Raw genomic sequence first — 25,372 nt, 5'->3', positions numbered from 1 at the left:
ATAGAAAGCGCCCCCGCGGCGGGCTTCTTACGGGCATTCCCTGACGGGCGGGGGTGCAAAGACCAGTAACCTCATCTCGCATTGCAGCATGACCAGGAGACAGCAATGAAATTCGCACTGAGACTTGCAAGCGCGGCCATTCTCGCCGCCATCGCCACCGGCGCTCTGGCCCAGAAGGGCGAGACCGTGAAGATCGCGATGATCGAGGGGCTCTCGGGCCCCTTCGCCAACGTCGGCCAGAACCAGCTCAAGAGCTGGCAGCTCGTCACCGAAAAGCTCAGCGGCGCCAAGAATGCGGCCGGCGTCAAGTTCGAGGTCGTCGGCATGGACAGCAAGAGTTCCCCGCAGGAGGCGCTCAACCTGCTGAAGGCGGCCAGCGACCAGGGCTTCCGCTATGTCACGCAGGGCAACGGCTCGAACGTGGCGGTGCCGCTGGCCGACGCCGTGGCCAAGCACAACGAGCGCAACCCCGGCAAGGAAATCATCTACCTGAACTACGCCGCGGTCGACCCGGTGCTCACCAACGAGAAGTGCAGCTACTCGCATTTCCGACTCGACGCCGACACGTCCATGAAGATGGCGGCGCTGACCTCCTTCATGAAGGACCAGCCCAAGATCTCGAAAATCTACCTCATCAACCAGAACTACTCGCACGGCCAGCAGGTCTCCAAGTACTTCAAGGAAGGCCTGGCGCGCAACCGGCCCGACGCCAAGATCGTGGGCGACGACCTGCATCCGCTGGGCCAGGTCAAGGACTTCGCGCCCTACGTGGCCAAGATCAAGCAGTCGGGCGCCGACACCATCGTCACCGGCAACTGGGGCCAGGACATGACGCTCCTGATCAAGGCGCTGAACGACTCCGGCCTGAAGATCCCGATCTACGCCTACTACGCGGGCGTGTCCGGCACCCCCACGGCGCTTGCGTCGGGCGGCGACCTCGAGGTCTACCAGATCGCCTACAACCACTCGAACTACACCGGCGAGCTCGGCACGCTGATGAACGAGTTCAAGACCAAGTTCGGCGACGACTTCTACACCTTCTCGATCTACAACGCGATCGTCATGCTGGGCGACGCCATGGCCAAGGCCAAGTCCACCGACCCCATGAAGGTCGCCGCGGCCGTGGAGGGGCTGAAGTTCAAGGGCTTCAACGGCGAAACCGAGATGCGCAAGACCGACCACCAGCTGCAGCAGGGTCTCTGGATCTCCAAGTGGCAGAAGGTCGATGCAAAGTACAAGTACAACGTGGAGAACACGGGCTACACCTTCGCGCCCGTGAAGTACCTCGAGCCCTACATCGCCAGCACGCCCACGTCGTGCGAGATGAAGCGTCCGGCGCCCTGAGCCAGGCTCCACCAGCAAAACGCCGGCGGGTGATGCAAGTCGCTCCCCGGCGCTTTTTTTAGGCCCTGGCCATCGCGGCTGCAACGACGACGACGAACTCGTGGAATTCTTTGCCATCTCCCTCCTGAACGGCCTCAGCTACGGGCTGCTGCTGTTCATGCTGAGCTCGGGCCTCACGCTGATCTTCAGCATGATGGGCGTGCTCAACTTCGCGCACACCAGCTTCTACATGCTGGGTGCCTACTTCGCCTACACGATCTCCGGCGTGCTGGGCTTCTGGCCCGCGCTGGTCGTGGCGCCCCTGCTGGTCGGCGCGCTGGGCGCGCTCTTCGAGCGCTACAGCCTGCGGCGCGTTCACAAGTTCGGCCACGTGCCCGAGCTGCTCGTGACCTTCGGGCTGTCCTACCTGATCCTGGAACTGGTGCAACTGGTGTGGGGCCGCGCCACCGTGCCCTACGGCCTGCCGCCGCAGCTGCAGGGGCCGCTCTTCACGCTGTTCGGAACGCAGTTCCCGAAGTCGCGCTCCTTCATCATGCTGCTCGCGCTGCTGATGCTGGTGTCGGTCTGGCTGCTGCTGACCCGCACGCGCATCGGCCTGGTGATCCAGGCCGCGCTGACCCACCCCGAAACGGTGGAGGCGCTGGGCCACAACGTGCCGCGCGTGTTCATGCTGGTGTTCGGCGGCGGCGCGGCGCTGGCTGCCCTGGCCGGCGTGATCGGCGGCAACACCTACGTGACCGAGCCCGCCATGGCGGGCGCGGTCGGGTCGATCGTGTTCGTGGTGGTGGTGGTCGGCGGCATGGGCTCGCTGGCGGGGGCCTTCCTGGCATCCCTGCTGATCGGCGTGCTGCAGACCTTCGCCGTGGCCATCGACGAATCGCTCGCCTCCGGGCTGAAGGCACTGGGCGTCGCGGTGACGGCCAGCACCCCGGGCTACGACCTGCTCCAGCTCACCGTGGCGCAGATCGCCCCGATCCTGCCGTACCTGCTGCTGGTGCTGATCCTGATCTTCCGGCCCAAGGGCCTGCTCGGCAAGCGGGAGGGATGACATGACAAAGAACGTGGCGCACGACGGCTTCGAGCCGGTGGGCGGCCCCGCGGGGCGCGGCACCGGCGCGGCCGGAACGGCGCGCGCAAGCCAACGGGTTGCGTACTACCGCTTCAAGCCCTGGAACATCGGGCGCGTGCTGATCTGGACCCTCTTCGCCGTGAGCCTGATCGTCGCGCCGCTGATCTTCCGCAGCAGCCTGGCCCTGACCATGCTGTCCCAGATCGGCTACCTCATCATCATCTGCCTGAGCTACAACATCCTGCTCGGGCAGGGCGGCATGCTGAGCTTCGGCCATGCGGTGTACACGGGCATGGGGGCTTTCATCGCGGTGCATGCGATGAACCTCGCCACCAAGGGCGCGGTGCCGCTGCCGCTGGTGACGATCCCGCTGGTGGGCGGCCTCGCGGGCGCAGGCTTCGCAATCCTGTTGGGCTACGTGACCACCAAGAAGTCGGGCACCACCTTCGCGATGATCACCCTGGGCATCGGCGAGCTGGTCGCGGCGATGTCCCTGATGTTCCCGGGCTTCTTCGGCGGGGAGGGCGGCGTTACCACCAACCGTGTGTACGGCACGCCTTTCCTGGGCTTGACCTTTGGGCCCCAGATCCAGGTGTACTACCTCATCGCGGCGTACTGCTTCGTCTCCACCGCGCTGATGTTCGCCTTCACCGGCACGCCGCTCGGCCGCATGCTCAACGCGGTGCGCGACAACCCCGAGCGCGTGGAGTTCATCGGCTACGACACGCAATGGGTGCGCTACATGGCCTTCATCATTGCCGGCTTCTTCGCCGGCATCGGTGGCGCGCTGGCTTCCATCAACTTCGAGATCGTCAATGCGTCGGACAGCCTGAGCACGGTCCGCTCGGGCGGCTACCTGCTGTTCACCTTCCTCGGCGGCGCGACCTTCTTCTTCGGGCCGATCATTGGCGCCGTGCTGCTGGTGCTGGCCTCGGTGCTGCTGTCGGAGCTGACCAAGGCCTGGCTGCTGTACCTGGGCCTGGTGTTCCTGTTCATGGTGATGTTTGCCCCGGGCGGCATCGCGAGCCTCGTCATGATGAACCTGCGGGTGGCCAAGTTCGGCAAGTTCAAGCCGCTGTGGAGCCTGTACGGCCTCCTCATCATCACCGGCGCCGTGATGGTGGTTGGCGCAGCGGCGCTGGTCGAGATGATCTATCACATCCAGCTCAACGCGGCGATCGGGCCCAAGCTCAACTTCATGGGCGTCGAGCTCGACACGTCGAGCGTGGCCAGCTGGGCCGGTGCCGGCATCCTGTTGGTGGTGGGCGTGGCGCTGGTGGAATGGGCGCGCCGTCGCTTCGCGAAAGCCTGGGGGCACGCGCAGGAGGAGATCGAAGCGGAAATCAAGCGCAGGGAGACCGCATGACCGCAGCGAAGAACCGCTTCAAGCAAGGTCGCGCCCCCTTGGGGGGCAGCGAGGACACGTCAGTGCCGAGCGTGGGGGCCCTATGACTCATGCACTGGAACTGAAGGCTCTGCGCAAGAACTTCGGCAAGACCGAGATCATCCGCGGCGTGGACCTGGCGGTCGAAGCCGGCGAGCGCATCGCCATCATCGGGCCCAACGGCGCCGGCAAGTCCACGCTCTTCAACCTCATCAGCGGCCGCCTCGAGCCCACCAGCGGCGAGGTGCTGCTGCACGGCCAGCGCATCGACGGCCGCCGGCCCTACGAGATCAACCGCCTGGGCCTGTCGCGCAGCTTCCAGATCACCAACATCTTCCCCAAGCTGAGCGTCTTCGAGAACCTGCGCTGCGGCGTGCTGTGGAGCCTGGGCTACCGCTACAGCTTCCTGCGCTTTCTCTCGAACCTGGACGACGCCAACGAGCGTACCGAGGAACTGCTGCGGCAGGTCCACCTGGAAAAAAAGCGCGACGTGCTGGCGGTGAACCTCACCTACGCCGAGCAGCGGGCGCTGGAAATCGGCGTCACCATCGCCGGCGGCGCCAGCGTGATCCTGCTGGACGAGCCCACCGCCGGCATGAGCAAGACCGAAACGGCGCACTTCATCGCGCTGATCAAGCAGGTGACGGTCGGCAAGACCCTGCTCACCGTGGAGCACGACATGGGCGTGGTCTTCGGCCTGGCCGACAAGATCGCGGTGGTGGTGTACGGCGAGGTGATCGCCTTCGACAAGCCGGCGGCGGTGCGCGCCAACGCGCGCGTGCAGGAGGCCTATCTCGGCTCGTCGGTGGCAGACGCCCAGGCAGGAGGCCACTGAACATGCTCAAGCTCGAAGACATCCACGCCTACTACGGCAAGAGCCATGTGCTGCATGGCGTTTCCTTCGCGGTCAATCCCGGCGAGATCGTGGCCCTGCTGGGCCGCAACGGCTCGGGGCGCTCGACCACCGCCAAGGCCATCATGGGCCTGGTGCATGCCGAAGGCGGCCTGCACTGGAAGGGCCAGGACATCCTGCGCAGCAAGGCGTACGAGATCGCGCACATGGGCATCGGCTACGTGCCGGAGAACCGCGACATCTTTCCCAAGCTCACCGTGCACCAGAACCTGCTGCTCGGGCAGAAGGGCAGCGGCAAGGGCAGCCGCTGGTCCTTCGACGACATGTATGGCATGTTCCCGCGCCTCAAGGAGCGCCAGCACACCGAAGCCGGCGTGCTCTCGGGCGGCGAGCAGCAGATGCTGACCCTGTGCCGCACCCTGATGGGCGACCCCGACCTGATCATCATCGACGAGCCCACCGAAGGCCTGGCGCCCAAGATCGTCGAACTGGTGGGGCAGTACCTGCGCACGCTCAAGGACAAGGGCATCTCGGTGCTGCTGATCGAGCAGAAGCTGACCATCGCGATGGCGATCTCCGACCGCGCGCTCGTCATGGGCCACGGCAGCATCGTCTTCGACGGCACGCCGAACAGCCTGCGCGCCGATGCCGCGACGCGCAAGGAGTGGCTCGAGGTCTGAGCTTTCGGCGGGACTTTGTCTCGCCAGCGACTGGGGGCCGTTGCCGGCCTCCAGGAAACGCCTAGAATTTCCGAAAAAAAGAACGTCCGTGCTTTTTAGATGCGGTGCAGCGTCGCTAGGTGCATGCTGCATCCCCTCCAACCGGTTTTTTCGATCCTCTCCCATCCCAAAGGAACGCAGCATGACGGCTGAATACAAAGTGCTCGGCGATGTCGCCGTGATCACCCTGGCGAACCCCCCGGTCAATGGCCTCGGTTTCTCGACGCGCACCGGCATCACCGACGGCCTCTCCAAGGCCCTGGAGGACGCGGCCGTCAAGGCGATCGTGATCACCGGCGCCGGCAAGGCCTTCTCCGGCGGCGCCGACATCAAGGAGTTCGGCACGCCCAAGGCGCTGCAAGACCCCAATCTCCTGAGCGTGATCCTCGCCCTCGAGGCATCGACCAAGCCCATCGTCGCAGCCATCCATTCGGTGTGCATGGGCGGCGGCCTCGAACTGGCCCTGGGCTGCCACTACCGCGTGGCCGCGCCCGGCACCAGCGTCGCGCTGCCCGAAGTCAAGCTGGGCCTCCTGCCCGGCGCCGGCGGCACGCAGCGCCTGCCGCGCGTGCTGGGCGTGGAAACCGCGCTCAACATGATCGTGAGCGGCGAGCCCGTCAAGAGCGAGCTGCTCGCCTCGCTGCCCGGCCAGAAGCTCTTCGACAAGCTGGCCGCCTCGCCCGAGTCGCTGTTCGAGGAGGCGGTCGAGTTCGCCAAGTCGGTGGCCGCCAAGGACGGCGAGCTGCCGCTGGTGCGCAACCTGCCGTGCAAGCATCCGCAGGGCGACGCCTACTTCCAGTTCGCGCGCAACATGGTCGGCGGCATGTCGAAGAACTACCCGGCGCCGCTCAAGTGCGTCGACGCGGTGCAGGCCGCCACGCAGATGAAGTTCGACGACGGCATGGCCGAGGAGCGCCGCCTCTTCACCGCGCTGATGTTCACCCCCGAATCGCTGGCGCTGCGCCATCTGTTCATGGCCGAGCGCGCGGCTTCGCGCATTCCCGACGTGCCGGAAGACACGCCCCAGCGCACCATCAAGTCGGTGGGCGTGATCGGCGCCGGCACCATGGGCGGCGGCATCACGATGAACTTCCTGAACGCCGGCATCCCCGTCAAGATCCTCGAGATGAAGCAGGAGGCGCTGGACCGCGGCATCGCCACCATCCGCAAGAACTACGAGGCCCAGGTCAAGAAGGGCAAGCTCAAGGCCGACAAGTACGACCAGCGCATGGCGCTCCTGTCCACCACGCTGGCCTACGACGACCTGAAGGACGCCGACCTCATCATCGAGGCCGTGTTCGAGGAACTGGGCGTCAAGGAGAAGGTGTTCAACGAGCTGGACCGGGTGGCCAAGCCCGGCGCCATCCTGGCTTCGAACACCTCCACGCTCGACGTCGACAAGATCGCCGCCTTCACCAAGCGCCCGCAGGACGTGGTCGGCATGCACTTCTTCAGCCCGGCCAACGTGATGAAGCTGCTGGAGGTGGTGCGCGGCAAGGAGACCGCCAAGGACGTGCTGGCCACTGTCATGGCCGTCGCCAAGAAGATCAAGAAGACCGCCGTGGTCTCGGGCGTGTGCGACGGCTTCATCGGCAACCGCATGATCGAGCAGTACTCGCGCCAGGCCGGCTTCCTGCTCGACGAAGGCGCCACGCCGCAGCAGGTGGACAAGGCCGTCGAGAAGTTCGGCTTTGCCATGGGCCCGTTCCGCATGGGCGACCTGGCGGGCAACGACATCGGCTGGGCCATCCGCAAGCGCCGCGCGGTCGAGTATCCCGACATGAAGTACAGCCGCACGGCCGACAAGCTCTGCGAGCTCGGCCGCTACGGCCAGAAGACCGGGGCAGGGTGGTACGACTACCAGGCGGGCAAGCGCGATGCGATCCCGTCGGAGCTGGTCAACAAGATGATCGAGGAGCACCGCAAGGAGCTGGGCATCACCCCGCGCAAGATCTCCGACGAGGAAATCGTGCAGCGGCTGGTGTATGCGCTGGTCAACGAGGGTGCGCACATCCTCGAGGATGGCATCGCCTCCAAGTCCGGCGACATCGACATGGTGTACCTCACCGGCTACGGCTTCCCGATCTGGCGCGGCGGCCCGATGCACTACGCCAACCAGGTGGGCCTGTACAACGTGGCCGAGGCCATGAAGCGCTTCGCCAGGAATCCGCGCGACGACGCGAGCTTCTGGCAGCCCGCGCCGCTGCTCCGGAAGCTGGTCGCCGAAGGCAAGCAGTTCAGCTGACGCGAGCGAGGGCGAGGGCAGGCCATGGTCAAACGGGTGTTGTGGACGCTGCTGCTGGCCGTGGTCGTGCTGGCGGTGGTGATCGCGGGCAATACCTGGCGCCGGGCCTCGCTGCAGTTGCAGGTGCCGCCGGTGCAGCAGGTGGAGGTCGACGAGAAGGCGGCGGCCGACCGGCTGGCGGGCGCAATCCCGATCCGCACCGTCTCGGGCATGGAAGGGCTGCAGTCCGACGGCGAGGCGTTCAAGAAGCTCCACGCCTACCTGGCGCAGCAGTTTCCCAAGCTGCATGCCACGCTCAAGAAAGAGGTGGTCGGCGACAACGCGCTGCTCTACACCTGGACCGGCAGCGATCCCTCGGCCAAGCCCATCGCGCTGATGGCGCACCAGGACGTGGTGCCCATCGCGCCGGGCACCGAGAAGGCTTGGGCGGCCGATCCCTTCAGCGGCCAGATCAAGGACGGCTTCGTGTGGGGCCGTGGCACCTGGGACAACAAGGGCAATTTGCTGGCCCAGATGGAGGCCATCGAGATGCTGCTGGCCCAGGGCTTCCAGCCGCGGCAGACGATCTACCTCGTTTCAGGCGACGACGAGGAGCTCGGCGGCCTGCGCGGCGCCAAGCCGATCGCCGAGTTGCTGAAATCGCGCGGCGTGCGGCTCGAATGGGTCCTCGACGAAGGCCTTGTCATCACCGATGGCATGCTTCCCGGGCTGGACAAGCCGGCCGCTTTGATCGGCATGGCGGAGAAGGGCTACGGCACCTTCTTCCTTTCGCTGGACCAGGCGCCCGGCCATTCCTCGATGCCACCGAACAAGACGGCCATCGGCACCCTGAGCGCGGCGCTCGCGCGGCTCGAGGCGAACCCGATGCCCGCGTCCATCACGGGCGTGGCCGCGGACATGTTCGCGACGATCGCGCCGGAGGTGAATGGCCTCAACCGCGTGCTGCTCTCGAACCTCTGGCTCTTCGGGCCACTGGTGCAGCGCCAGCTGGAGCAGGGCGCGAGCACCAACGCCATCTTGCGCACGACGACTGCGCTGACCATCGTGCGCGCGGGCAACAAGGACAACGTGCTGCCGGGGCGCGCCGAGGCCGCCGTCAACTTCCGCATCCTGCCGGGCGACACGCTGGCCTCGGTGGAGGCGCATATCCGCAAGACCATTGCCGACGATGCGATCGTCATCAAGCCCTATCCGGGCAACGCGGAGCCGACGCCGGTCACGTCCACCGGCACCGCCAGCTACCGCGCACTGCAGGTGGCGGTGCGGCAGACCTTTCCGGACGTGATCGTCGTACCGGGCCTGTACATCGCCGGGTCCGATTCCAAGTATTTCGTCAACGTGGCGGACAGCATCTACCGCTTCTCGCCGGTACGCGCCCGTCCCGAGGACCTGTCGCGCTTCCACGGCACCAACGAGCGCATCTCGATCGCCAACTACGTCGAGATGATCCGCTTCTATCACCATCTGCTGCGCAACACGGCGCAGCCCCAGTAAGCCTCTTTCCCTCTCATTTCTTGCAAAGGACCTCACCATGACCCGCGCCGTCATCGTCTCCACCGCCCGCACGCCGCTCGCCAAGAGCTGGAAGGGCGCCTTCAACATGACGCACGGCGCCACCCTGGGCGGCCATGCCGTGCAGCACGCGGTGGCGCGCGCCGGCGTCGACGCCGCCGAGGTCGACGACGTCATCATGGGCTGCGCCAACCCCGAAGGCGCCACCGGCGCCAACATCGCGCGCCAGATCGCGCTGCGCGCCGGCCTGCCCATCACCACCTCGGGCATGACCATCAACCGCTTCTGCTCCTCGGGCCTGCAGACCATCGCAACCGCCGCGCAGCGCATCGTGGCGGGCGAGGGCGAGGTCTACGTGGCCGGCGGCGTGGAGAGCATCTCCTGCGTGCAGAACGAGATGAACAAGCACATGCTGGCCGACCCCTGGCTGGTCAAGCACAAGCCCGAGATCTACTGGAACATGCTGCAGACGGCCGAGCAGGTGGCCAAGCGCTACGACATCGGCCGCGACGCCATGGACGAGTACGGCGCTGCCAGCCAGCAGAGGGCCGCGGCCGCGCTCGAGAAGGGCCTGTTCAAGGACGAGATCGCCCCGATCACCGTGCTGGCCGGTGTGGCCGACCCGGTGCTGGGCCTGCGCACCAAGGAGGTCACGGTCGAGAACGACGAGGGCATCCGCGCCGGCACCACCAAGGAAGGCATCGCCGGCATTCGCCCGGCCCTTCCCGGCGGGCTGATCTCGGCCGGCAATGCCAGCCAGTTCTCCGACGGCGGCGGCGCCTGCGTGGTGATGGAGGAGAAGTACGCCGAGAAGAAGGGCCTGAAGCCCCTGGGCCGCTTCCTCGGCTTCGCGGTGGCGGGCTGCGAGCCCGACGAGATGGGCATCGGCCCCGTGTTCGCGATCCCCAAGGTGCTCAAGCGCCTGGGCCTGAAGATCGAGGACATCGACCTGTGGGAGCTCAACGAGGCCTTCGCCGTGCAGGTGATCTACTGCCGCGACAAGCTGGGCATCCCCGGCGACCGCCTGAACGTGAACGGCGGCGCCATCGCGGTGGGCCATCCCTACGGCGTGAGCGGCCAGCGGCTGACCGGGCATGCGCTGATCGAGGGCAAGCGCCGCGGTGCCAAGAAGGTCGTGGTGACGATGTGCATCGGCGGCGGCATGGGTGCGGCAGGGGTGTTCGAAGTTCTCTGAGCCATGAGCCTTCGTCCAACGCTCGACTTCCTGCTCTACGACTGGCTCCACGCCGAGTCCCTCAACGAGCGGGAGCGCTTTGCCGATCATTCGCGCGAGACCTTCGATGCGGTGCTCGACACCTGCGAACGCATCGCGCGCGAGAAGTACGCGCCGCACAACCGCACCGTCGACACCCAGGAGCCGCACTTCGACGGCGAGAAGGTGATCCTGCCGCAGGCCACGCACGATGCGCACAAGGCCTTCGTCGAATCGGGCATGCTGAGCGCCGCGCAGGACTACGAGATCGGCGGCATGCAGCTGCCCTACACCCTGCAGGCAGCGGCCAACAGCTTCTTCGCCATGGCCTCGGTCAGCATCGGCGCCAACATGCTGACCAGCGGCAACGCCAATCTGCTGATGGTGCACGGCACGCCGATGCAGCAGGCGGTGTTCGCGAAGAACGAGTTTTCGGGGCGATGGGCGGGCACCATGTGCCTGTCGGAGCCGCAGGCGGGCTCCAGCCTCAGCGATGTGGCGACCCGCGCCGTGCCGGATGGCCCGGACTTCCAGGACGATCCGCTGGGGCCACGCTACCGGCTCACGGGCAACAAGATGTGGATCTCGGCCGGCGACCATGAGCTGACCGAGAACATCGTTCATATCGTGCTGGCCAAGATCCCCGACGAGAACGGCAAGCTGGTGCCGGGCACGCGCGGCATCTCGCTGTTCATCGTGCCGAAGAAGATGGTCGACACGGATGGGCAACTCACCGGTGAGCGCAACGATGTGGCCCTGGCCGGCCTCAACCACAAGCTCGGCTGGCGCGGCACTACCAACACGCTGCTCAACTTCGGCGAAGGCAAGTTCCCGGTCAACGGCAAGCCCGGCGCGGTGGGTTACCTGGTGGGCCAGCCCGGCAAGGGCCTGCATTGCATGTTCCACATGATGAACGAGGCCCGCATCGGTGTGGGCACCGCGGCCACCATGCTGGGCATGGCCGGCTACCACGCGTCGCTGGACTATGCGAAGAACCGCCCACAGGGGCGCCCCGCGGGCCCGGCCGGCAAGGACGCCGCCAAGCCGCAGGTGCGCATCATCGAGCACGCCGACGTGCGCCGCATGCTGCTGGCGCAGAAGTCCTATTGCGAAGGCGCGCTGGCCCTGGAGCTCTATTGCGCCCGCCTGGTCGACGAGCAGAAGACCGGCGACGCCCAGGCCGCCGACGACGCGCGCCTCCTGCTCGAGGTGCTGACGCCCATCGCCAAGAGCTGGCCCAGCGAGTGGTGCCTGGAGGCCAACTCGCTCGCGATCCAGGTGCATGGCGGCTACGGCTACACGCGCGACTTCCCGGTGGAGCAGTACTGGCGCGACAACCGCCTGAACATGATCCACGAGGGCACCCACGGCATCCAGGCCGCCGACCTGCTGGGCCGCAAGGTGCTGATGGAAGACGGCCGCGGCCTGCAGCTGCTGGCCGCGCGCATCACCGACACCATCGGCCGCGCCGCGCGCGTGCCTGCGCTGGCCGCGCATGCCAAGGCGCTGGCCGAGGCCCTGCAGCACATCGGCAGCGCCACCCGCGCGGCCTGGGCCACCGGCAACCCGCAGGAAGCGCTGGCCAATGCCGTGCCCTACATGCAGGCCTTCGGTCACACGGTGCTGGCCTGGATCTGGCTCGACGTCGCCGAGCATGCCTTGGGCGGCGATGCCTCCAGGGCCCTGCCGGCCACGGCCGGGCGCGTGGGCGCGACCGACTATTTCTTTCACTACGAGTTGCCCAAGATCGGCGCCTGGCTCCAGGTGGTGGAGCGCCGCGACCCGACCTGCGCAACCCTTCCCGAAGAAGCCTTCTGATGACCACCACCCCTCCCAAGCCCCATGCCCGGCTCGAGAAATGGATCTGGATCCTGATCTACGGCGGCCTGTTCCTGCTGATCCTCGGCATCGCGACCGGCCGCACCAACGAGGCGCTGGGCTGGTCGATGGCCACGCCCGGCGTGCTGCTGGCCGCGGCCGGCGTGGTGCTCATCTACGTTCGATCGAGGCTCAAGCCATGAGCGAGCACCTCGCGATTGCGAACCCCCTGAACCCGGAGACAAGACCATGAGCGCACGAAGCATCCAGAAACTGTTCGACCTGAGCGGCAAGACCGCCCTGGTCACCGGCGGCTCGCGCGGCCTGGGCCTGCAGATGGCCCATGCGCTGGGCGAGGCCGGCGCAAAGGTCATGCTGAGCTCGCGCAAGGCCGAGGACCTGGAGCAGGCCGCGGCCGAGCTGCAGGCGGCCGGCATCGACGCCCGCTGGATCGCCGCCGACTGCTCGAAGGAAGAAGACACGCGGCGCCTCGCCGACGAGACCCTGGAGCGCATGGGCGCGGTCGACATCCTGGTCAACAACGCGGGCGCCAGCTGGGGCGCGCCGGCCGAGGACCACCCCGTGGAGGCCTGGGACAAGGTGATGAATCTCAACGTCCGCGGCTACTTCATCCTCGCGCAGCAGATCGCGCGCGGCTACATGATCCCGAAGAAGAGCGGGCGCATCATCAACATCGCCTCCATCGCGGGCCTGAACGGCAACCCGCCCGAGATGCAGACCCTCGCCTACAACACCTCCAAGAGCGCGGTGATCGGCTTCACGCACACGCTGGCGGCCGAATGGGGCCGCTACAACATCAACGTCAATGCGATCTGCCCGGGCTTCTTCATGACCAAGATGGCGGCCGGCCTGATCAAGTCCATGGGCGAGGAGAAGATGGCCTCGCATGCCCCGCTGGGCCGGCTGGGCGACGAGGAAGACCTCAAGGGCATCACCCTGCTGTACGCGAGCGATGCCGGCAAGCACATCACCGGCCAGTGGCTGGCCGTGGACGGCGGCGTGAGCGTGGTGCTCGGGGCCTGAGATGGCCTTCGGGTCCGACGACATCAACATCCGCTCCTACGCGAGCCAGATTCCGTTCGCGCGCCACCTGGGCTTCGAGCTGACGAAGTTCGAGGGCGGCGAATCAGAGATCCGCTACACGGCAAGGCCCGAGCATCTCAACACCTTCGACGTGACCCACGGCGGCGCCTGCATGACCCTGCTGGACATCGCCATGGCCGCTGCCGCGCGCAGCCAGACGCCGGAGCTCGGCGCCGTCACCATCGAGATGAAGACCACCTTCATGCGGCCCTCGGTCGGCCCCCTGCATGCACGCGGCCGGCTGGTGCACCGCACCGCCACGCTGGCCTTCACCGAAGCCACGATCTACGATGAACAGGCGCGCGTCTGCGCCCATGCCACCGGCACCTTCAAGTACGTGAAGCGGCGCCTTCCCACCGGCCCCGGCAGCGCGAACGCCATGCGTCCGCCGTCCACCGATTAAGAGATAGTCAACATGCCCACCAATCGCCAGCAACTGCTCGACAACCGCCCCGAGGGCGAAGCCGTCGCCTCCAACTTCAAGCTCGTCAGTGCGGAAACGCCGCCGCTGAAGGAGAACCAGGTCCTGGTGCGCCACCACTACATGAGCCTGGACCCGTACATGCGCGGGCGCATGAACGACGCCAAGAGCTATGCCCAGCCGCAGCCCTTGGGCCAGGTGATGCAGGGCGGCACCGCCGGCGAGGTGGTGGAGAGCCGGCACCCCAAGTACGCCGTCGGCGACAAGGTGGTCGGCTTCGGCGGCTGGCAGGAATACAGCGTGGTCGATGCCTCGCAGCCGGGCGCGCTGAAGAAGGTGGACACCACCCATGTGCCGCTGTCGCACTACCTCGGCGCCGTCGGCATGCCGGGCGTGACGGCCTGGTACGGGCTGGTGAAGATCATCGCCCCGAAGGCCGGCGAGACGCTCGTGGTCACCGCCGCCGCCGGAGCGGTCGGCAGTGCCTTTGGCGCGCTGGCCAAGGCGCGCGGCTGCCGGGTGGTCGGCATCGCGGGCGGCGCGGACAAGTGCAAGTACGTGAAGGACGAACTGGGCTTCGACGCCTGCATCGACTACCGGCAGCACCCCGACGTCAAGAGCATGAGCGCCGCGCTCAAGGAGGCCTGCCCCGGCGGCATCGACGGCTATTTCGAGAACGTCGGCGGCTACATCTTCGACGCGGTGCTGCTGCGCGCCAATGCTTTCGCGCGCATCGCGCTGTGCGGCATGATCGCCGGCTACGACGGGCAGCCGCTGCCGCTGGCCAACCCGGCGCTGTTCCTCATCAACCGGATCAAGCTCGAGGGCTTTATCGTCAGCGAGCACATGGAAGTCTGGCCCGAGGCACTGGCCGAGCTGGGCCAGCTGGTCGCGAGCGGCAAGCTCAAGCCGCGCGAGTCGGTCGCGCAGGGCATCGAGTCGGCGCCGGAGGCCTTCCTGGGGCTGCTCAAGGGCAAGAATTTCGGCAAGCAACTGGTGAAGCTGATCTAGGCTTCACGCGCGCAAGGAGGCCGTGATGGACGCGACGCACGAGGTCTTCAACCAGCCGGAGCCGCTGGCCGATTACAAGCTGTTCGACACCAACCGGCCGTTGCGCGACGCGCTGAAATTCAACGCGCCGCAGCTGCAGCTTTCGCCGCTCGAACATCTGGGCGGTGTGCTCGGCTCGGCCGAGATGCAGGTCCATGCGCGGCTCGCAAACACCAACCCGCCGGTGCTGCACACGCACGATCGATTCGGGCGGCGCGTCGACGAGGTGGAGTTTCATCCGAGCTACCACGCGTTGATGAAGGCGGCGGTAGGGGCGGGCCTGCATGGCACGCCGTGGACGGGCGAATCGGCTTCGCCCCACGTCCAGCGCGCTGCCGGCTTCATGCTCTTCACCGAGCTCGAGCCCTCCATCCTCTGCCCCATCTCCATGAGCTACGCCGTCACGCCCGCCCTGCGCGGCAACGCGGCCCTCCATGCCGACTGGGGCCCCAAGCTCGCGAGCCTCTGGTACGACCCGGCCTTGAAGCCCTGGCGCGACAAGCCCGGTGTGACCATGGGCATGGGCATGACCGAGAAGCAGGGCGGCTCCGACGTGCGGGCCAACACCACCCGCGCCGTGCGCGCCGGCAGCGACGCCTGGGGCGAGCGCTACGAGATCACCGGCCACAAGTGGTTCTTCTCGGCTCCGATGTGCGATGCCTTCCTGGTGCTGGCGCAGGCCCCGGCGGGCCTGAGCTGCTTCTTCCTGCCGCGCGTGCTGGACGATGGCAGCCGCAATGCGATCCGCATCCAGCGCCTGAAGGACAAGCTGGGCAACAAGGCCAACGCCAGCTCCGAGGTCGAGTTCCACGGTGCCAGCGCCTGGCTGGTGGGCGAGGAGGGCCGCGGCATCCCGCAGATCCTCGAGATGGGCACCATGACGCGCCTGGACTGCGCGCTGGGCACCAGCGGCCTGATGCGCCAGGCGCTCAGCCTCGCGTTGAACCATACGTCCCAGCGGCAGGCCTTCGGCAGGCCGCTCATCGAGCAGCCGCTGATGAAGAACGTGCTGGCCGACCTCGCGCTCGAAAGCGAAGCGGCCACCGCGCTGGCGATCCGCCTGGCGCGCGCCTTCGATCGCCCGCAGGACGCGCACGAGCGCCTGATGGCGCGCCTGCTCACGCCGGTGGCCAAGTTCTGGATCTGCAAGCGCGGCAGCCACTTCGCCCAGGAGGCGATGGAATGCCTCGGCGGCAACGGCTACGTCGAGGAGGGCGGCGAGGGCGTGATGGCGCGCATCTACCGCGAGATGCCGCTCAACTCCATCTGGGAAGGCGCCGGCAACATCATGGCGCTCGACCTGCTGCGCGGCCTGCGCAAGGGCGATGCCGTCGCCGCGCTGGCGCAGGAACTGAAGCCGGTTCGCGGCAGCGACGTGGCGCTCGACCGCCTGGCCGACGCGCTTCCGGCGCGCATCGAGGCCATGGCCACCGAAGCCGAGGCGCGCCGCCTCGCGCAGGACGTGGCGCTGGCCGTGCAGGCCGCGCTGCTGGTGCAGACCGCACCGCCCGCGGTCGCGGGCGCCTTCTGCACCTCCCGCCTCGGCGGCGACTGGGGCCAGGCTTTCGGCACCCTGGGCGCCGGCACCGATTTCGATTCCATCATCGCGCGTGCCCAGCCCCGGTGAGCGCAAGGAAGCAAGAAGAACCATGCCAGACCTGATCCTCCACCACTACGCCACCTCGCCCTTCTCCGAGAAGCTGCGCCTCGTGCTCGGCTACAAGAAGCTGGCCTGGAAGTCCGTGATCATTCCGAACATCGCGCCCAAGCCCGACCTGGTCGCGCTCACCGGCGGCTACCGCCGCACGCCGGTGCTGCAGATCGGCGCCGACATCTACTGCGACACCTCGCTCATCTGCGACGTGCTGGAGCACGTGGCGCCGCTGCCCTCGCTGTACCCCGAGCCGGGCAAGGGCTTGGAGCGCGTCGTCGCGCAGTGGGGCGACACCACGCTCTTCTGGGCCTCGATGGCCTACAGCATCAGCGGCAAGGGCACCGCCGACCTCTTCGCCAAGGCGCCGCCCGAGGCCGCGAAGGCCTTCGGCGAGGACCGCAAGGCCATGAGCGTCAACATGGTGCGGCACCGGCCCGGCGATGCCGCGGCGGCCTACAAGTCCTACCTGCGGCGGATGTCCGACATGCTCGACGACACCGATTACCTGGTCGGCGCCTATCCCACCGTGGCCGACTTCGCCTGCTACCACGCGCTGTGGTTCACCCGCAAGCGCACGCCCTCGATGGCCGGCATCCTGCAGATCACGCCGGCGGTGACCGACTGGATGGACCGCATGGCCGCCATCGGCCACGGCACGATGGAGACCTTCGACGCCGCCCAGGCCATCGCGGTGGCTGCCGCCAACACGCCGCACACGCTGCTGTCCGACAGCACCTTCCAGGACGAGCACGGCATCCCGCTGGGCACGCGCGTCACGGTCGCTGCCGAGAGCTTCGGCCCCGAGCCCTCCGAAGGCGAACTGATGGCCGCGACCCGCACGCACTACACGCTGCGCCGCACCGACCCGCGGGCGGGTACGGTGCATGTGCACTTCCCGCGCATTGGCTACACCATGCGCAAGGTCGAAGCCTGAACGTGAAGGCGGGGACTGAACGCAGAAGTCGCAGAGGTTACGCAGAAGTCGCGCAAGCACAGCCAGAATTTTGGTTGTCTTCTTCCTCCGCAAACAAGGACCCCCAATGATCCAGGACTTCCACGGCACCACCGCCGTTCTCACCGGCGCCGCCTCCGGCTTCGGCCTCGAATGCGCGCGCATCGGCGCGGCGCGCGGCATGAACCTGGTGCTGGTCGACGTGCAGCAGGACGCGCTGGACAAGGCGCGCGCCGAGATGGAGGCGGCCGGTGCCCAGGTCCTGGCGCGCAAGGTCGACGTGGCCGACGCGGGCCAGATGGAACAGCTCGCAAAAGACGTGAAGGAGCGCTTCGGCGCGCCGCATTTCGTCTTCAACAACGCGGGCGTGGGTGCCGGCGGGCTGGTCTGGGAGAACACCGTCGCCGACTGGGAATGGGTGCTCGGCGTCGACCTCTGGGGCGTGATCCACGGCGTGCGCCTGTTCACGCCGATGATGCTCGAAGCGGCCGCCCAGGACCCGGCCTGGCGCGGCCACATCGTCAACACCGCCAGCATGGCGGGCCTGCTCACCCCGCCCAACATGGGCATCTACAACACCGCCAAGGCGGCGGTCGTGAGCCTCACCGAAACCCTCTACCAGGACCTCAAGCTCATCACCGACCAGGTCGGCGCGAGCCTGCTGTGTCCGTACTTCGTGCCCACCGGCATCACCAACAGCGAGCGCAACCGGCCCGGCGCGCTGGCGGCCGACAAGCCCACCCGGAGCCAGCTGATCGGCCAGGCCATGAGCAACAAGGCGGTGAGCAGCGGCAAGGTCACGGCCGTCGAGGTGGCGAACCAAGTCTTCGAAGCGATCAGCGCCAACCAGTTCTACGTGTTCAGCCATCCCAAGGCGCTGGGCAACGTGAGGAGCCGCATGGAGAACATCGTCTCCCTCACCAATCCGGCCGATCCCTTCCTGGAGCGGCCCGAGATCGGCGCGCGGCTGCGCGCCCAGCTGCGCGGCGCGGACTGAACCCGGGCCGGGTCGGACTCGGGAGGGCCCCCGCGTAGGTCTTCGCTGGCAGACAGTGCGCCTGCTTTGGGGACACTGGCTCGATGCTGAACCAAGCCTACGCAACGCCCGAAGCGGCGCGGCGCGACTACGGCCCCGTGCACGCCCAACTGACCAAAGCCGATCTCGGGGCCCAGCTGGCACGCCGCGCCGACGAATGGATCCGCCACGCGGGTCCCGCCGAGCTGTTGAGCGTCATCCTCTCCGGCGGCCTCAGTCCGGTGATCGTCGAAGAGGACGGCCACGTCCGCACCGGCATCGAGCTCGGCGAAGAGCCGGGCCTGCTGTCGAAGCTCGGAATCATCTGGTCCGACCTGCCGCCGGCGGAGACGTTGCCCATCGTCGCCCTCGTCTGGGAGGCGACCCCGCCGCCCGCCGACAGCCGCCTCTGGGAGGCCTGGCTGGCCCTCGACGGCCATGCGCGGGAGGGTGCGCGCCGTTTCCTGCACGACGAAGTCGACCAGAGCATCCCCCTGTTCGAGGCCTGCGCCGAGGCCTGGCTCCGCGAGAACTAAACCCTTCGTTGTACCTGTTGCATTCGGTTGTAACCCACTGCTTCTTCAACAGGCAATCCGGCGGCAGGCCTTGTGCGACAAGGCTTCGGGGAGTTGCTCCCGGAGTTTTCCACAAGCTTGTCCACCTTCCGCGGGGACATTTCCGAGGAATGTCGCACAAGGGCGAGGAAGGGCGAGGTGCCGTCAGGGCTTCTGTGCCGGCACTTGCGATAGTGCCGGCAGGCACTACGCTGTCTTGACTGCCTTCCCGTTTGCCTTCAAACCAGCCCAAGGAGATCTGCATGGCTTACATCGACGGATATGTTCTTCCGGTCCCCAAGCGCAACATCGAGCAGTACCGCGAGATGGCCACCAAGGCGGGCAAGATCTGGCGCGAGCACGGCGCCCTCGAGTACCGCGAGTGCGTGGCCGACGACGTGAAGTCCGGCGAGGTGACGTCCTTTCCGCAGGCCGTGAATCTGAAGGAGGACGAACTCGTCGTCTTCTCGTACATCGTGTACGAATCGCGCGCGCACCGGGACGAGGTCAATGCCAAGGTGATGAGCGATCCGCGCCTGGCCGACATGATGGACCCCAAGACCTTGCCCTTCGACGGCAAGCGCATGTTCTGGGGCGGCTTCGAGACGCTGGTCTCGGTCTGACGCCGCGCGCGGCTCACTGGAGTACCTTCGCCTTCGGCTGCGGTGCTATTCGCCTTCGGAGCGGCCGTGCGGCTCATGCCCGGGCTTGGCCGGCCTGCGCCGCGATCCACTCCCACACGGCCCGTATCCCCGGCTCGCGCTCGCGGCCTCTGGCCGTGGCCAGGAAATAGCGGCCGGTGTCGAGCGCCGGGCCGAAGGGCTGCACCAGCGCGCCGCTGCGCAGCTCCTCGGCCGCGAGCGTGAGGCTCAGCAATGCGACGCCATGGCCCGCGAGCGTGGCGAACATCGCGTGCGTCTCGTCCGAGAAGCTGAGGCCGGTGGCCGCCGCACGCGAGCGGCGCTTCGGCATGGCCAGGCCTGCTTCCGAGAACCAGCGCGGCCATTGCGCGGGCGCACTCGCATTCGGCTGCCAGTCGCAATGGATCAGGCGGTGCTGCAGCAGGTCCCGCGCGCGCTTCAGGCCAAGCGCAGGACTGCACAGGGGCGCATAGCGTTCGGCCATCAGCTCCGCCGTCGCGAGGCCGGGCCAGTCGCCCCGGCCGGAGCGGATCGCGAGGTCCGCCTCGCCGCGTGCCAGGTCGACCAGCGTATCGCTCGCATGCAGCCGCAGCTCGATGCCGGGGCAGGCGCTGCGAAAGGCCGCGATGCGCGGCAGCACCCACTTGGCGACGAAGGCGGTGTTGGCCGTGAGCGTGACCGTCTCGCCCTCGGCCCGCGCGCGCAAGGCCTGCACGCCGGCTTCCAGCGTGTCGAAGCCTTCGCGCAGCGCATGGAACAGGCGCAGGCCCGCGGGCGTCAGTGCCAGCTGGCGCGTCAGGCGCCGGAACAGCGGCTGGCCCAGCATGCCTTCGAGGCCGCGCACCTGGTGGCTGATGGCGGTGGGCGTGACCGAGAGCTCGGCCGCGGCGCGCTGGAAGCTGGCATGCGCCGCGGCCGCCTCGAAGGCGCGCAGCGCGGACAGGGGCGGTAGCCGGCGAGGCGGCCGGATGGGTGAGTTGAACTCATTCATCGGGGAGAAATCGTCATTTGCGGCGCAACGCGAGCAGCTCTAGATTCGATGCAGGCATGGGTGTCGCCCGAGGGTACGACACACAAGCCAGATTCATCCATCGATTCCAAGGAAAGCCTTCTTCATGAGCACGCTTCTGCACATCGACGCCAGCGCCCGGCCGGGCCGCTCGGGCATCGACCCCCATGGTTCCCACACGCGCCGGCTGTCGGCGCGCTTCGTCGAGCGCTGGCGTGCGGCACGCCCGCAGGACCGCATCGACTACCTCGACGTCGGCGCCCGGCCGCCCTCGCACGTGACGGGCGCATGGATCCACGCCGCCTTCACGCCGCCGGCCGCGCGCGAGCCGTGGATGCGCGAGGCGCTGGCCGAGAGCGATCGTCTCGTCGACCAATTGATCGCGGCCGACCTGATCGTGGTGGGCTTGCCGATGTACAACTTCGGCGTGCCCGCGCAGTTCAAGGCCTACATCGACAACATCGTGCGCGTGGGCCGCACCTTCGGCTTCGACCGTGCGCGCGGCGAGGTGCCGTACTGGCCGCTGCTGGCCGATGCGGGCAAGCGCCTGGTGCTGCTGGGTTCGCGCGGCGACTTCGGCTACGGCAAGGGCGAGCGCATCGCGCATCTCAACCACACGGAGGCCAGCGTGCGCTCGGTGTTCGGCTACATGGGCATCATGGAGGTGCATGAACTCGCGGTCGAATACGACGAGTTCGGCGGCGAGATGCTGGCACAGTCGCTGGTGCAGGCCGAGTGTGCGGTCGATCGCCTGGTCGACCAGCTCTCGGCCCAGCATGTTCAACTCATCATGGAAAACGCATGAAAACCTCTTTTCAACTCGTCAATCCGTCCGGCCTCTACGACCCGGGCCCCAATGGTTACTCGCACCTCGCGGACGTCCCGCCGGGACGCCGGTTCGTGCTCGTGTCGGGGCAGGGCGGCGAGGCGAGGGACGGGCAGTTGCCACCCGATTTCGACACGCAAGTGCGGCAGGCCCTCTCGAACATGCGCGTCGCGCTCGCGTCCGTCGGAGCCGAGCCAGCGGATGTGGCGCGGCTGCTGGTGCTGGTGGTGGACCACAGCGAAGAGCGGCTGCAGGTGATCGGAGCGGAACTCGACCGTATCTGGGGCGATGCGCCAAAGCCGGCATGCACGCTGGTGCCGGTGCCGCGGCTGGCGCTGGATGGGATGCTGTTCGAGGTCGAGGCGACGGCTGTGGTGCTTGCCTAGGGCCGGTCCGTCACCGATACGACAACACCAACCCATGCACCAGCCGTGTCCACCCATCCAGCATCACGAACAGCAACAGCTTGAACGGCAATGAAATCGTCGTCGGCGCAATCATCGACATCCCCAGCGCCAGCAGCACGGTGGCGACGATCAGGTCCACCACCACGAACACCAGGTAGATTCAGCCGCATGGCCGAAGCCAAGGACGAGCGCGACGGCATGGGCTACGACGCGGCGCTCGCGCAGCTCCGTGAAGGCGACGCTATCGCTCCGGCAGGCCTGCCGCGCGCAGGCCTGCGACGAACCTGTTGCGGCTGGCCAGGTAGGCGTCGGCGCCGGCAGGATTGTTGGTGACGTACCGCTCGATCGTGTTGTGCGGCATCAGCTTGCGGTGCTCCGCCATGTTCCTCTCAGCATCCGCCTGGCGGCCGTGCAGCGCGTCGATCGACGCCAGCGAGGCATAGGAGAGTCCGAAGTTCGGCCTTTCCGCCAAGGATCGTCGTGCCAGCGCGTAGGCTTTTTCGTCGTCTTCGAGCGTGAAGGCTGCGTTCGACGCCACGAAGTAGGCCGAGGCCATGATCCGCGAGTCCCGGTATCCTATCCGCATGGCACTGTCGATGTGGGGCTGCATCTCCGCAGCACGGCCGTTGAGTTGCAATGCCGTCGCATACCTCAGGCGCGCGTTCGGGTTGGAGGGCGAGCGCAGCATCGCCTTCTCGTAGACAGGCAGCGCCACGTCCGGCTGGCCGCGAAACAGCAGCACATTGGCCCAGTTGATGAGCGCGACCGTGTTGTTCGGTGCAATGGCCAGAGCGCGCCCCGCAACGCGTTCCGAAGCGGCAATATCTTCAGGCGGAGCCTCGCCGGAATGGCCAAAGCGCTCGGACATGAGCGCGGCACCCAGGCCGGTCAGTGCGACCACGGAATTCGGATCGGCGCGCAAGGCGGCCTCGAAACGCTCCCGACCTCGCTTGACGTCTTCCATGGACTGGCGCCGGTCGATGTCCTCCCATCCCGACAGCGCAAGGTCCACAGGGTCGAACTGGTAGCCGGGCCGACTCACCCTCGCCTTGTGCATCTCCGACTGACGCAGCCTGAGGCTGCTGACGGCACGAAGAGCGACGTCGACGTTCAGCGCCGGATCATTCGCATCGGCATACTCGAAGTGCTCCGACCAGACGATGTTTCCCTCGGGAATCGTCTTGACCTGCGTGTCGATCGCGACGCCGCCGTCGCGCGCAGCAATACGGCCGCTCATCGCGTAGCGCGCGCCGGCAGCCGATTCCGAGCGAATGACCATCGTGCTCTGCCGCTCTGAGAGCTGGGCGGCAATCTCATCCACGAGTCCGTTCCGGATATTCGCAGGGGCGGGGAGGGTGCCGATGTCCTGGAACGGGATCAGGACAATGGAATTGCGCCTGGCGATCTCTTCGTCGATGCGAAGCGGCGCCGGCGGCGACGCCGATCCGACATAGAGGGCTGCGCCAGCGATCACGAACGCCGCCAGCGCGACGGCTGCAGCAAGGCCGCGCTTGCCATGACGCGTGGGTGATGCTGCCGGCACAGTCGGCGCCGCCACTGGCGTGCCTGTCGTTGGCGCGAAATGGCCAGCCTCGCTCGGACCGACAGGCCGAACGTCTGCCTCGAACATGTAACCGCGCCGCGGCAGCGTGGTGATCAACCTCGCGCCTTGATCGCTCAGCCGGCTTCGCAGGTCGCCGACGCACTGCACGAGCGAGTCGTTCGTCACCACGACGTCCGCCCACAGGCTCTCCATCAGTTCGGCCCGGCTGATGAGGCGTTGGGGATTGGCCAGGAAATAGCGCAGCAGCGCGCTTGGCTTGGGGCTGAGCGGTATCGGCGAGCCGTTCCGTCGCAGCTGATCGCGCTCGAAATCGAACTCGAAGTCGACGAATTGCACGACCGCCGGAATCCCGACTCGAGCGCGCGATGGTGTGGGCGCGGTCGGGACTCGCTCATGGATGCTCGATTGCCCGTCGTTCATGGACCCGCCCTTCACGCAACGCAGGCGCCCGGCACTTCGGGGCGGCGATCCGCCAGGGCATTCTCCTCCCGTTTGCGACGACGTGGAAGGCTTCAAGACCTCGCATCCTCGGAGATTCATCGCCTGTTCATCGGGGTTCGATCGTGATGATTGCGCCCGCCGCGCCTATGGTGACTCGACGGCGCCCGCTCAATTTCGCGCGGTCCGACCAGCAGCACCCTGATGACGAAGGAGCAGTCCATGAACAAACACTTGACGGGCGGGCTGGCCGGCGCGCTGGCCGCCATCCTGGCCGTGGTCCCGGCTTGCGGCGGTGGAGGCGGGGGCAGCAGTGGCTCAGTCGGCGGGGGCGTGGGTTTCTCCGCCGTGCCACCCGTCAAGGTCAATGTCACGGGACCCAACGCGGTGACCTACTGGAACGAGGTGGCGAGCGACACCGTCAACCTCCCCGCTGCTGCCACGGGGTCACCGGCCGAACAACGGCCGTCCGATGCAGTGGACCTCGCCGTCGTCCATCTGGCCATCTACAACGCACTCGCCGCGATCACCGGGCAATATCAGCCGTACGGGGGCCTGACGCAAACCGCTTCCAACGCAGATGCGTCCCAGCAGGCAGCGATCGGCGCGGCGGCCCATGGCGTGTTGAAGGGAATGTTCCCGAATCGGTCGGCCCGATATCAGGCTCCCTACGACAGCTTCCTGGCGTCGATCCCTGACGACGCGGCCAAGTCCGAGGGCGTCGCAGTGGGCACGGGAGCGGCGAGTGCCATGCTTGCTTTGCGTGGCGACGACGGTCGCTCGGTGGCGCTGGCGCCCTATGTGCCCGGCACGGAACCGGGGCGCTTTCGGGGCGTGAACCCGATCAACCGCAACGCGCCGTTCATCAAGCCGTTTGCGATAACCAGTGCCTCGCAGTTCCGCACGCCTTCGCCGCCTGCGCTCGACAGCGAGACCTACGCCATCGATTTCAATGAATCGCGCCTGCTGGGCGCCGCCGTCGGCAGCTCGCGCACCGACGCCCAGCTCGAGATCGCCAGGTTCTACACGGAGGCCCCGCCACGCTATTGGCAGCGCAACTTGCGCCGGTTTGCCATGAGCGACGCCAGCCTGGTCGATCAGGCGCGGCTGATGGCCATGCTCTTCACGGTCGAGGCCGATGCAGGCATCGCCTGCTTCGAGTCGAAGTACCACTATGAATTCTGGCGGCCGCAAAGCGCCATCCCGCTGGCCGAAACGGACGGCAACGCGGCCACGCCGGCCGACGCCACATGGACGCCCGTGGTGCCGACCCCCAATCACCCGGAATACCCCGCGGCCCACGGCTGCATCACGGCGGCGATGGCCGAAACGCTCAAGACCTACTACCGCACCGACCAGGTCGAATTCACCCTCGACAGCACGGTGACCGGCACCACGCGCAGTTTCAAGACGACGAAGGCCATGGTGGACGAGGTCTGCGACGCCCGCGTCTACGGTGGCATGCATTTTCGAAATTCGACGCTTCGTGGCGCGGAGCTCGGAACCCACGTGGCCCGGTGGGTGTTGCAACGCAACTTCCTGGCGCGATGAGCAGGCTTGGGCCAGCGGAGCCAGCCACA

Annotated in this window: 23 protein-coding genes and 1 pseudogene; 21 read left to right on the top strand and 3 right to left on the bottom strand. The window is 67.3% G+C overall.

Annotation, left to right across the window (positions count from 1 at the left end; all coding sequences use genetic code 11):
• The first annotated feature begins 105 nt into the window (after nt 1–105).
• The 18 genes from AC3A6X_RS15455 to AC3A6X_RS15370 all read left to right on the top strand — a co-directional run bounded on the left by AC3A6X_RS15455 (nt 106) and on the right by AC3A6X_RS15370 (nt 19,530).
• The gene (locus AC3A6X_RS15455; protein ID WP_487843013.1) at nt 106–1,344 is read left to right on the top strand and encodes a branched-chain amino acid ABC transporter substrate-binding protein; all 1,239 of its coding nucleotides are present in this window, start codon (nt 106–108) and stop codon (nt 1,342–1,344) included.
• Between the two features lie 100 nt (nt 1,345–1,444).
• Nucleotides 1,445–2,392, top strand: a complete 948-nt coding sequence (locus AC3A6X_RS15450) for a branched-chain amino acid ABC transporter permease (RefSeq protein ID WP_309962329.1) — start codon at nt 1,445–1,447, stop codon at nt 2,390–2,392.
• 1 nt (nt 2,393) lies between these two features.
• Nucleotides 2,394–3,779 (top strand): branched-chain amino acid ABC transporter permease, encoded by a 1,386-nt coding sequence (locus AC3A6X_RS15445; protein WP_487843012.1) that lies wholly within the window; start codon nt 2,394–2,396, stop codon nt 3,777–3,779.
• A gap of 82 nt (nt 3,780–3,861) precedes the next feature.
• Entirely contained in the window at nt 3,862–4,632 is a 771-nt protein-coding gene (locus tag AC3A6X_RS15440) for an ABC transporter ATP-binding protein (protein ID WP_309962333.1), read from the top strand.
• 2 nt (nt 4,633–4,634) lie between these two features.
• Complete coding sequence (locus AC3A6X_RS15435) at nt 4,635–5,330, top strand: ABC transporter ATP-binding protein (RefSeq protein WP_487843011.1); 696 nt, start codon at nt 4,635–4,637, stop codon at nt 5,328–5,330.
• 181 nt (nt 5,331–5,511) lie between these two features.
• Nucleotides 5,512–7,614: a 3-hydroxyacyl-CoA dehydrogenase NAD-binding domain-containing protein gene (locus AC3A6X_RS15430; protein WP_487843010.1), complete on the top strand. Its 2,103-nt coding sequence runs from the start codon at nt 5,512–5,514 to the stop codon at nt 7,612–7,614.
• 24 nt (nt 7,615–7,638) lie between these two features.
• A complete protein-coding gene (locus tag AC3A6X_RS15425; RefSeq protein ID WP_487843009.1) occupies nt 7,639–9,108 on the top strand; it encodes a M20 family peptidase in 1,470 nt (489 codons plus the stop codon).
• Between the two features lie 37 nt (nt 9,109–9,145).
• A complete protein-coding gene (locus AC3A6X_RS15420; RefSeq protein WP_487843008.1) occupies nt 9,146–10,321 on the top strand; it encodes an acetyl-CoA C-acyltransferase in 1,176 nt (391 codons plus the stop codon).
• 3 nt (nt 10,322–10,324) lie between these two features.
• The gene (locus AC3A6X_RS15415; protein WP_487843007.1) at nt 10,325–12,157 is read left to right on the top strand and encodes an acyl-CoA dehydrogenase; all 1,833 of its coding nucleotides are present in this window, start codon (nt 10,325–10,327) and stop codon (nt 12,155–12,157) included.
• Nucleotides 12,157–12,360: a hypothetical protein gene (locus AC3A6X_RS15410; RefSeq protein ID WP_487843006.1), complete on the top strand. Its 204-nt coding sequence runs from the start codon at nt 12,157–12,159 to the stop codon at nt 12,358–12,360. Before AC3A6X_RS15415 ends, AC3A6X_RS15410 begins: the two co-directional genes overlap by 1 nt.
• 46 nt (nt 12,361–12,406) lie before the next feature.
• A complete protein-coding gene (locus AC3A6X_RS15405; RefSeq protein WP_487843005.1) occupies nt 12,407–13,201 on the top strand; it encodes an SDR family oxidoreductase in 795 nt (264 codons plus the stop codon).
• Nucleotide 13,202: 1 nt separating this feature from the next.
• Nucleotides 13,203–13,664: a PaaI family thioesterase gene (locus tag AC3A6X_RS15400; RefSeq protein WP_487843004.1), complete on the top strand. Its 462-nt coding sequence runs from the start codon at nt 13,203–13,205 to the stop codon at nt 13,662–13,664.
• Between the two features lie 12 nt (nt 13,665–13,676).
• Complete coding sequence (locus AC3A6X_RS15395; protein ID WP_487843003.1) at nt 13,677–14,693, top strand: NADP-dependent oxidoreductase; 1,017 nt, start codon at nt 13,677–13,679, stop codon at nt 14,691–14,693.
• A gap of 25 nt (nt 14,694–14,718) precedes the next feature.
• Entirely contained in the window at nt 14,719–16,359 is a 1,641-nt protein-coding gene (locus AC3A6X_RS15390; protein WP_487843002.1) for an isovaleryl-CoA dehydrogenase, read from the top strand.
• Between the two features lie 22 nt (nt 16,360–16,381).
• A complete protein-coding gene (locus tag AC3A6X_RS15385) occupies nt 16,382–17,320 on the top strand; it encodes a glutathione S-transferase family protein (protein WP_487843001.1) in 939 nt (312 codons plus the stop codon).
• 106 nt (nt 17,321–17,426) lie between these two features.
• Nucleotides 17,427–18,335: an SDR family oxidoreductase gene (locus AC3A6X_RS15380; protein ID WP_487843000.1), complete on the top strand. Its 909-nt coding sequence runs from the start codon at nt 17,427–17,429 to the stop codon at nt 18,333–18,335.
• Nucleotides 18,336–18,418: 83 nt separating this feature from the next.
• Entirely contained in the window at nt 18,419–18,889 is a 471-nt protein-coding gene (locus tag AC3A6X_RS15375) for a hypothetical protein (protein ID WP_487842999.1), read from the top strand.
• Nucleotides 18,890–19,170: 281 nt separating this feature from the next.
• The gene (locus AC3A6X_RS15370) at nt 19,171–19,530 is read left to right on the top strand and encodes a DUF1428 domain-containing protein (protein WP_487842998.1); all 360 of its coding nucleotides are present in this window, start codon (nt 19,171–19,173) and stop codon (nt 19,528–19,530) included.
• A gap of 73 nt (nt 19,531–19,603) precedes the next feature.
• Here the strand turns inward: AC3A6X_RS15370 and AC3A6X_RS15365 are convergent, their stop codons facing one another.
• Nucleotides 19,604–20,539 (bottom strand): LysR substrate-binding domain-containing protein, encoded by a 936-nt coding sequence (locus tag AC3A6X_RS15365; protein WP_487842997.1) that lies wholly within the window; start codon nt 20,537–20,539, stop codon nt 19,604–19,606.
• A 124-nt stretch (nt 20,540–20,663) separates the two neighbouring features.
• Between AC3A6X_RS15365 and AC3A6X_RS15360 the strand changes: the two genes are divergently transcribed.
• Together AC3A6X_RS15360 and AC3A6X_RS15355 are read left to right on the top strand one after the other, a co-directional pair.
• The gene (locus tag AC3A6X_RS15360; RefSeq protein ID WP_487842996.1) at nt 20,664–21,362 is read left to right on the top strand and encodes an FMN-dependent NADH-azoreductase; all 699 of its coding nucleotides are present in this window, start codon (nt 20,664–20,666) and stop codon (nt 21,360–21,362) included.
• Entirely contained in the window at nt 21,359–21,769 is a 411-nt protein-coding gene (locus AC3A6X_RS15355; protein ID WP_487842995.1) for a RidA family protein, read from the top strand. Before AC3A6X_RS15360 ends, AC3A6X_RS15355 begins: the two co-directional genes overlap by 4 nt.
• Before the next feature lie 10 nt (nt 21,770–21,779).
• Here AC3A6X_RS15355 and AC3A6X_RS15350 read toward each other — a convergent pair.
• Nucleotides 21,780–21,950 (bottom strand): annotated as a pseudogene (locus AC3A6X_RS15350) (EscR/YscR/HrcR family type III secretion system export apparatus protein); the annotation flags it as partial.
• An 81-nt stretch (nt 21,951–22,031) separates the two neighbouring features.
• Nucleotides 22,032–23,774 carry a winged helix-turn-helix domain-containing tetratricopeptide repeat protein gene (locus tag AC3A6X_RS15345; protein WP_487842994.1) on the bottom strand — a complete coding sequence of 581 codons (1,743 nt, stop codon included), beginning with the start codon at nt 23,772–23,774 and terminating at the stop codon, nt 22,032–22,034.
• A gap of 222 nt (nt 23,775–23,996) precedes the next feature.
• On the opposite strand from AC3A6X_RS15345, the gene AC3A6X_RS15340 reads away from it, so the two are divergent.
• Nucleotides 23,997–25,343 (top strand): vanadium-dependent haloperoxidase, encoded by a 1,347-nt coding sequence (locus AC3A6X_RS15340; RefSeq protein ID WP_487842993.1) that lies wholly within the window; start codon nt 23,997–23,999, stop codon nt 25,341–25,343.
• Nucleotides 25,344–25,372 lie beyond the last annotated feature (29 nt).

It is taken from the genome of Variovorax sp. Soil_C_12 (assembly GCF_057657375.1).
Note: the sequence above shows the minus strand (reverse complement) of the source record. Positions and strands in the feature narration are given on the sequence as shown.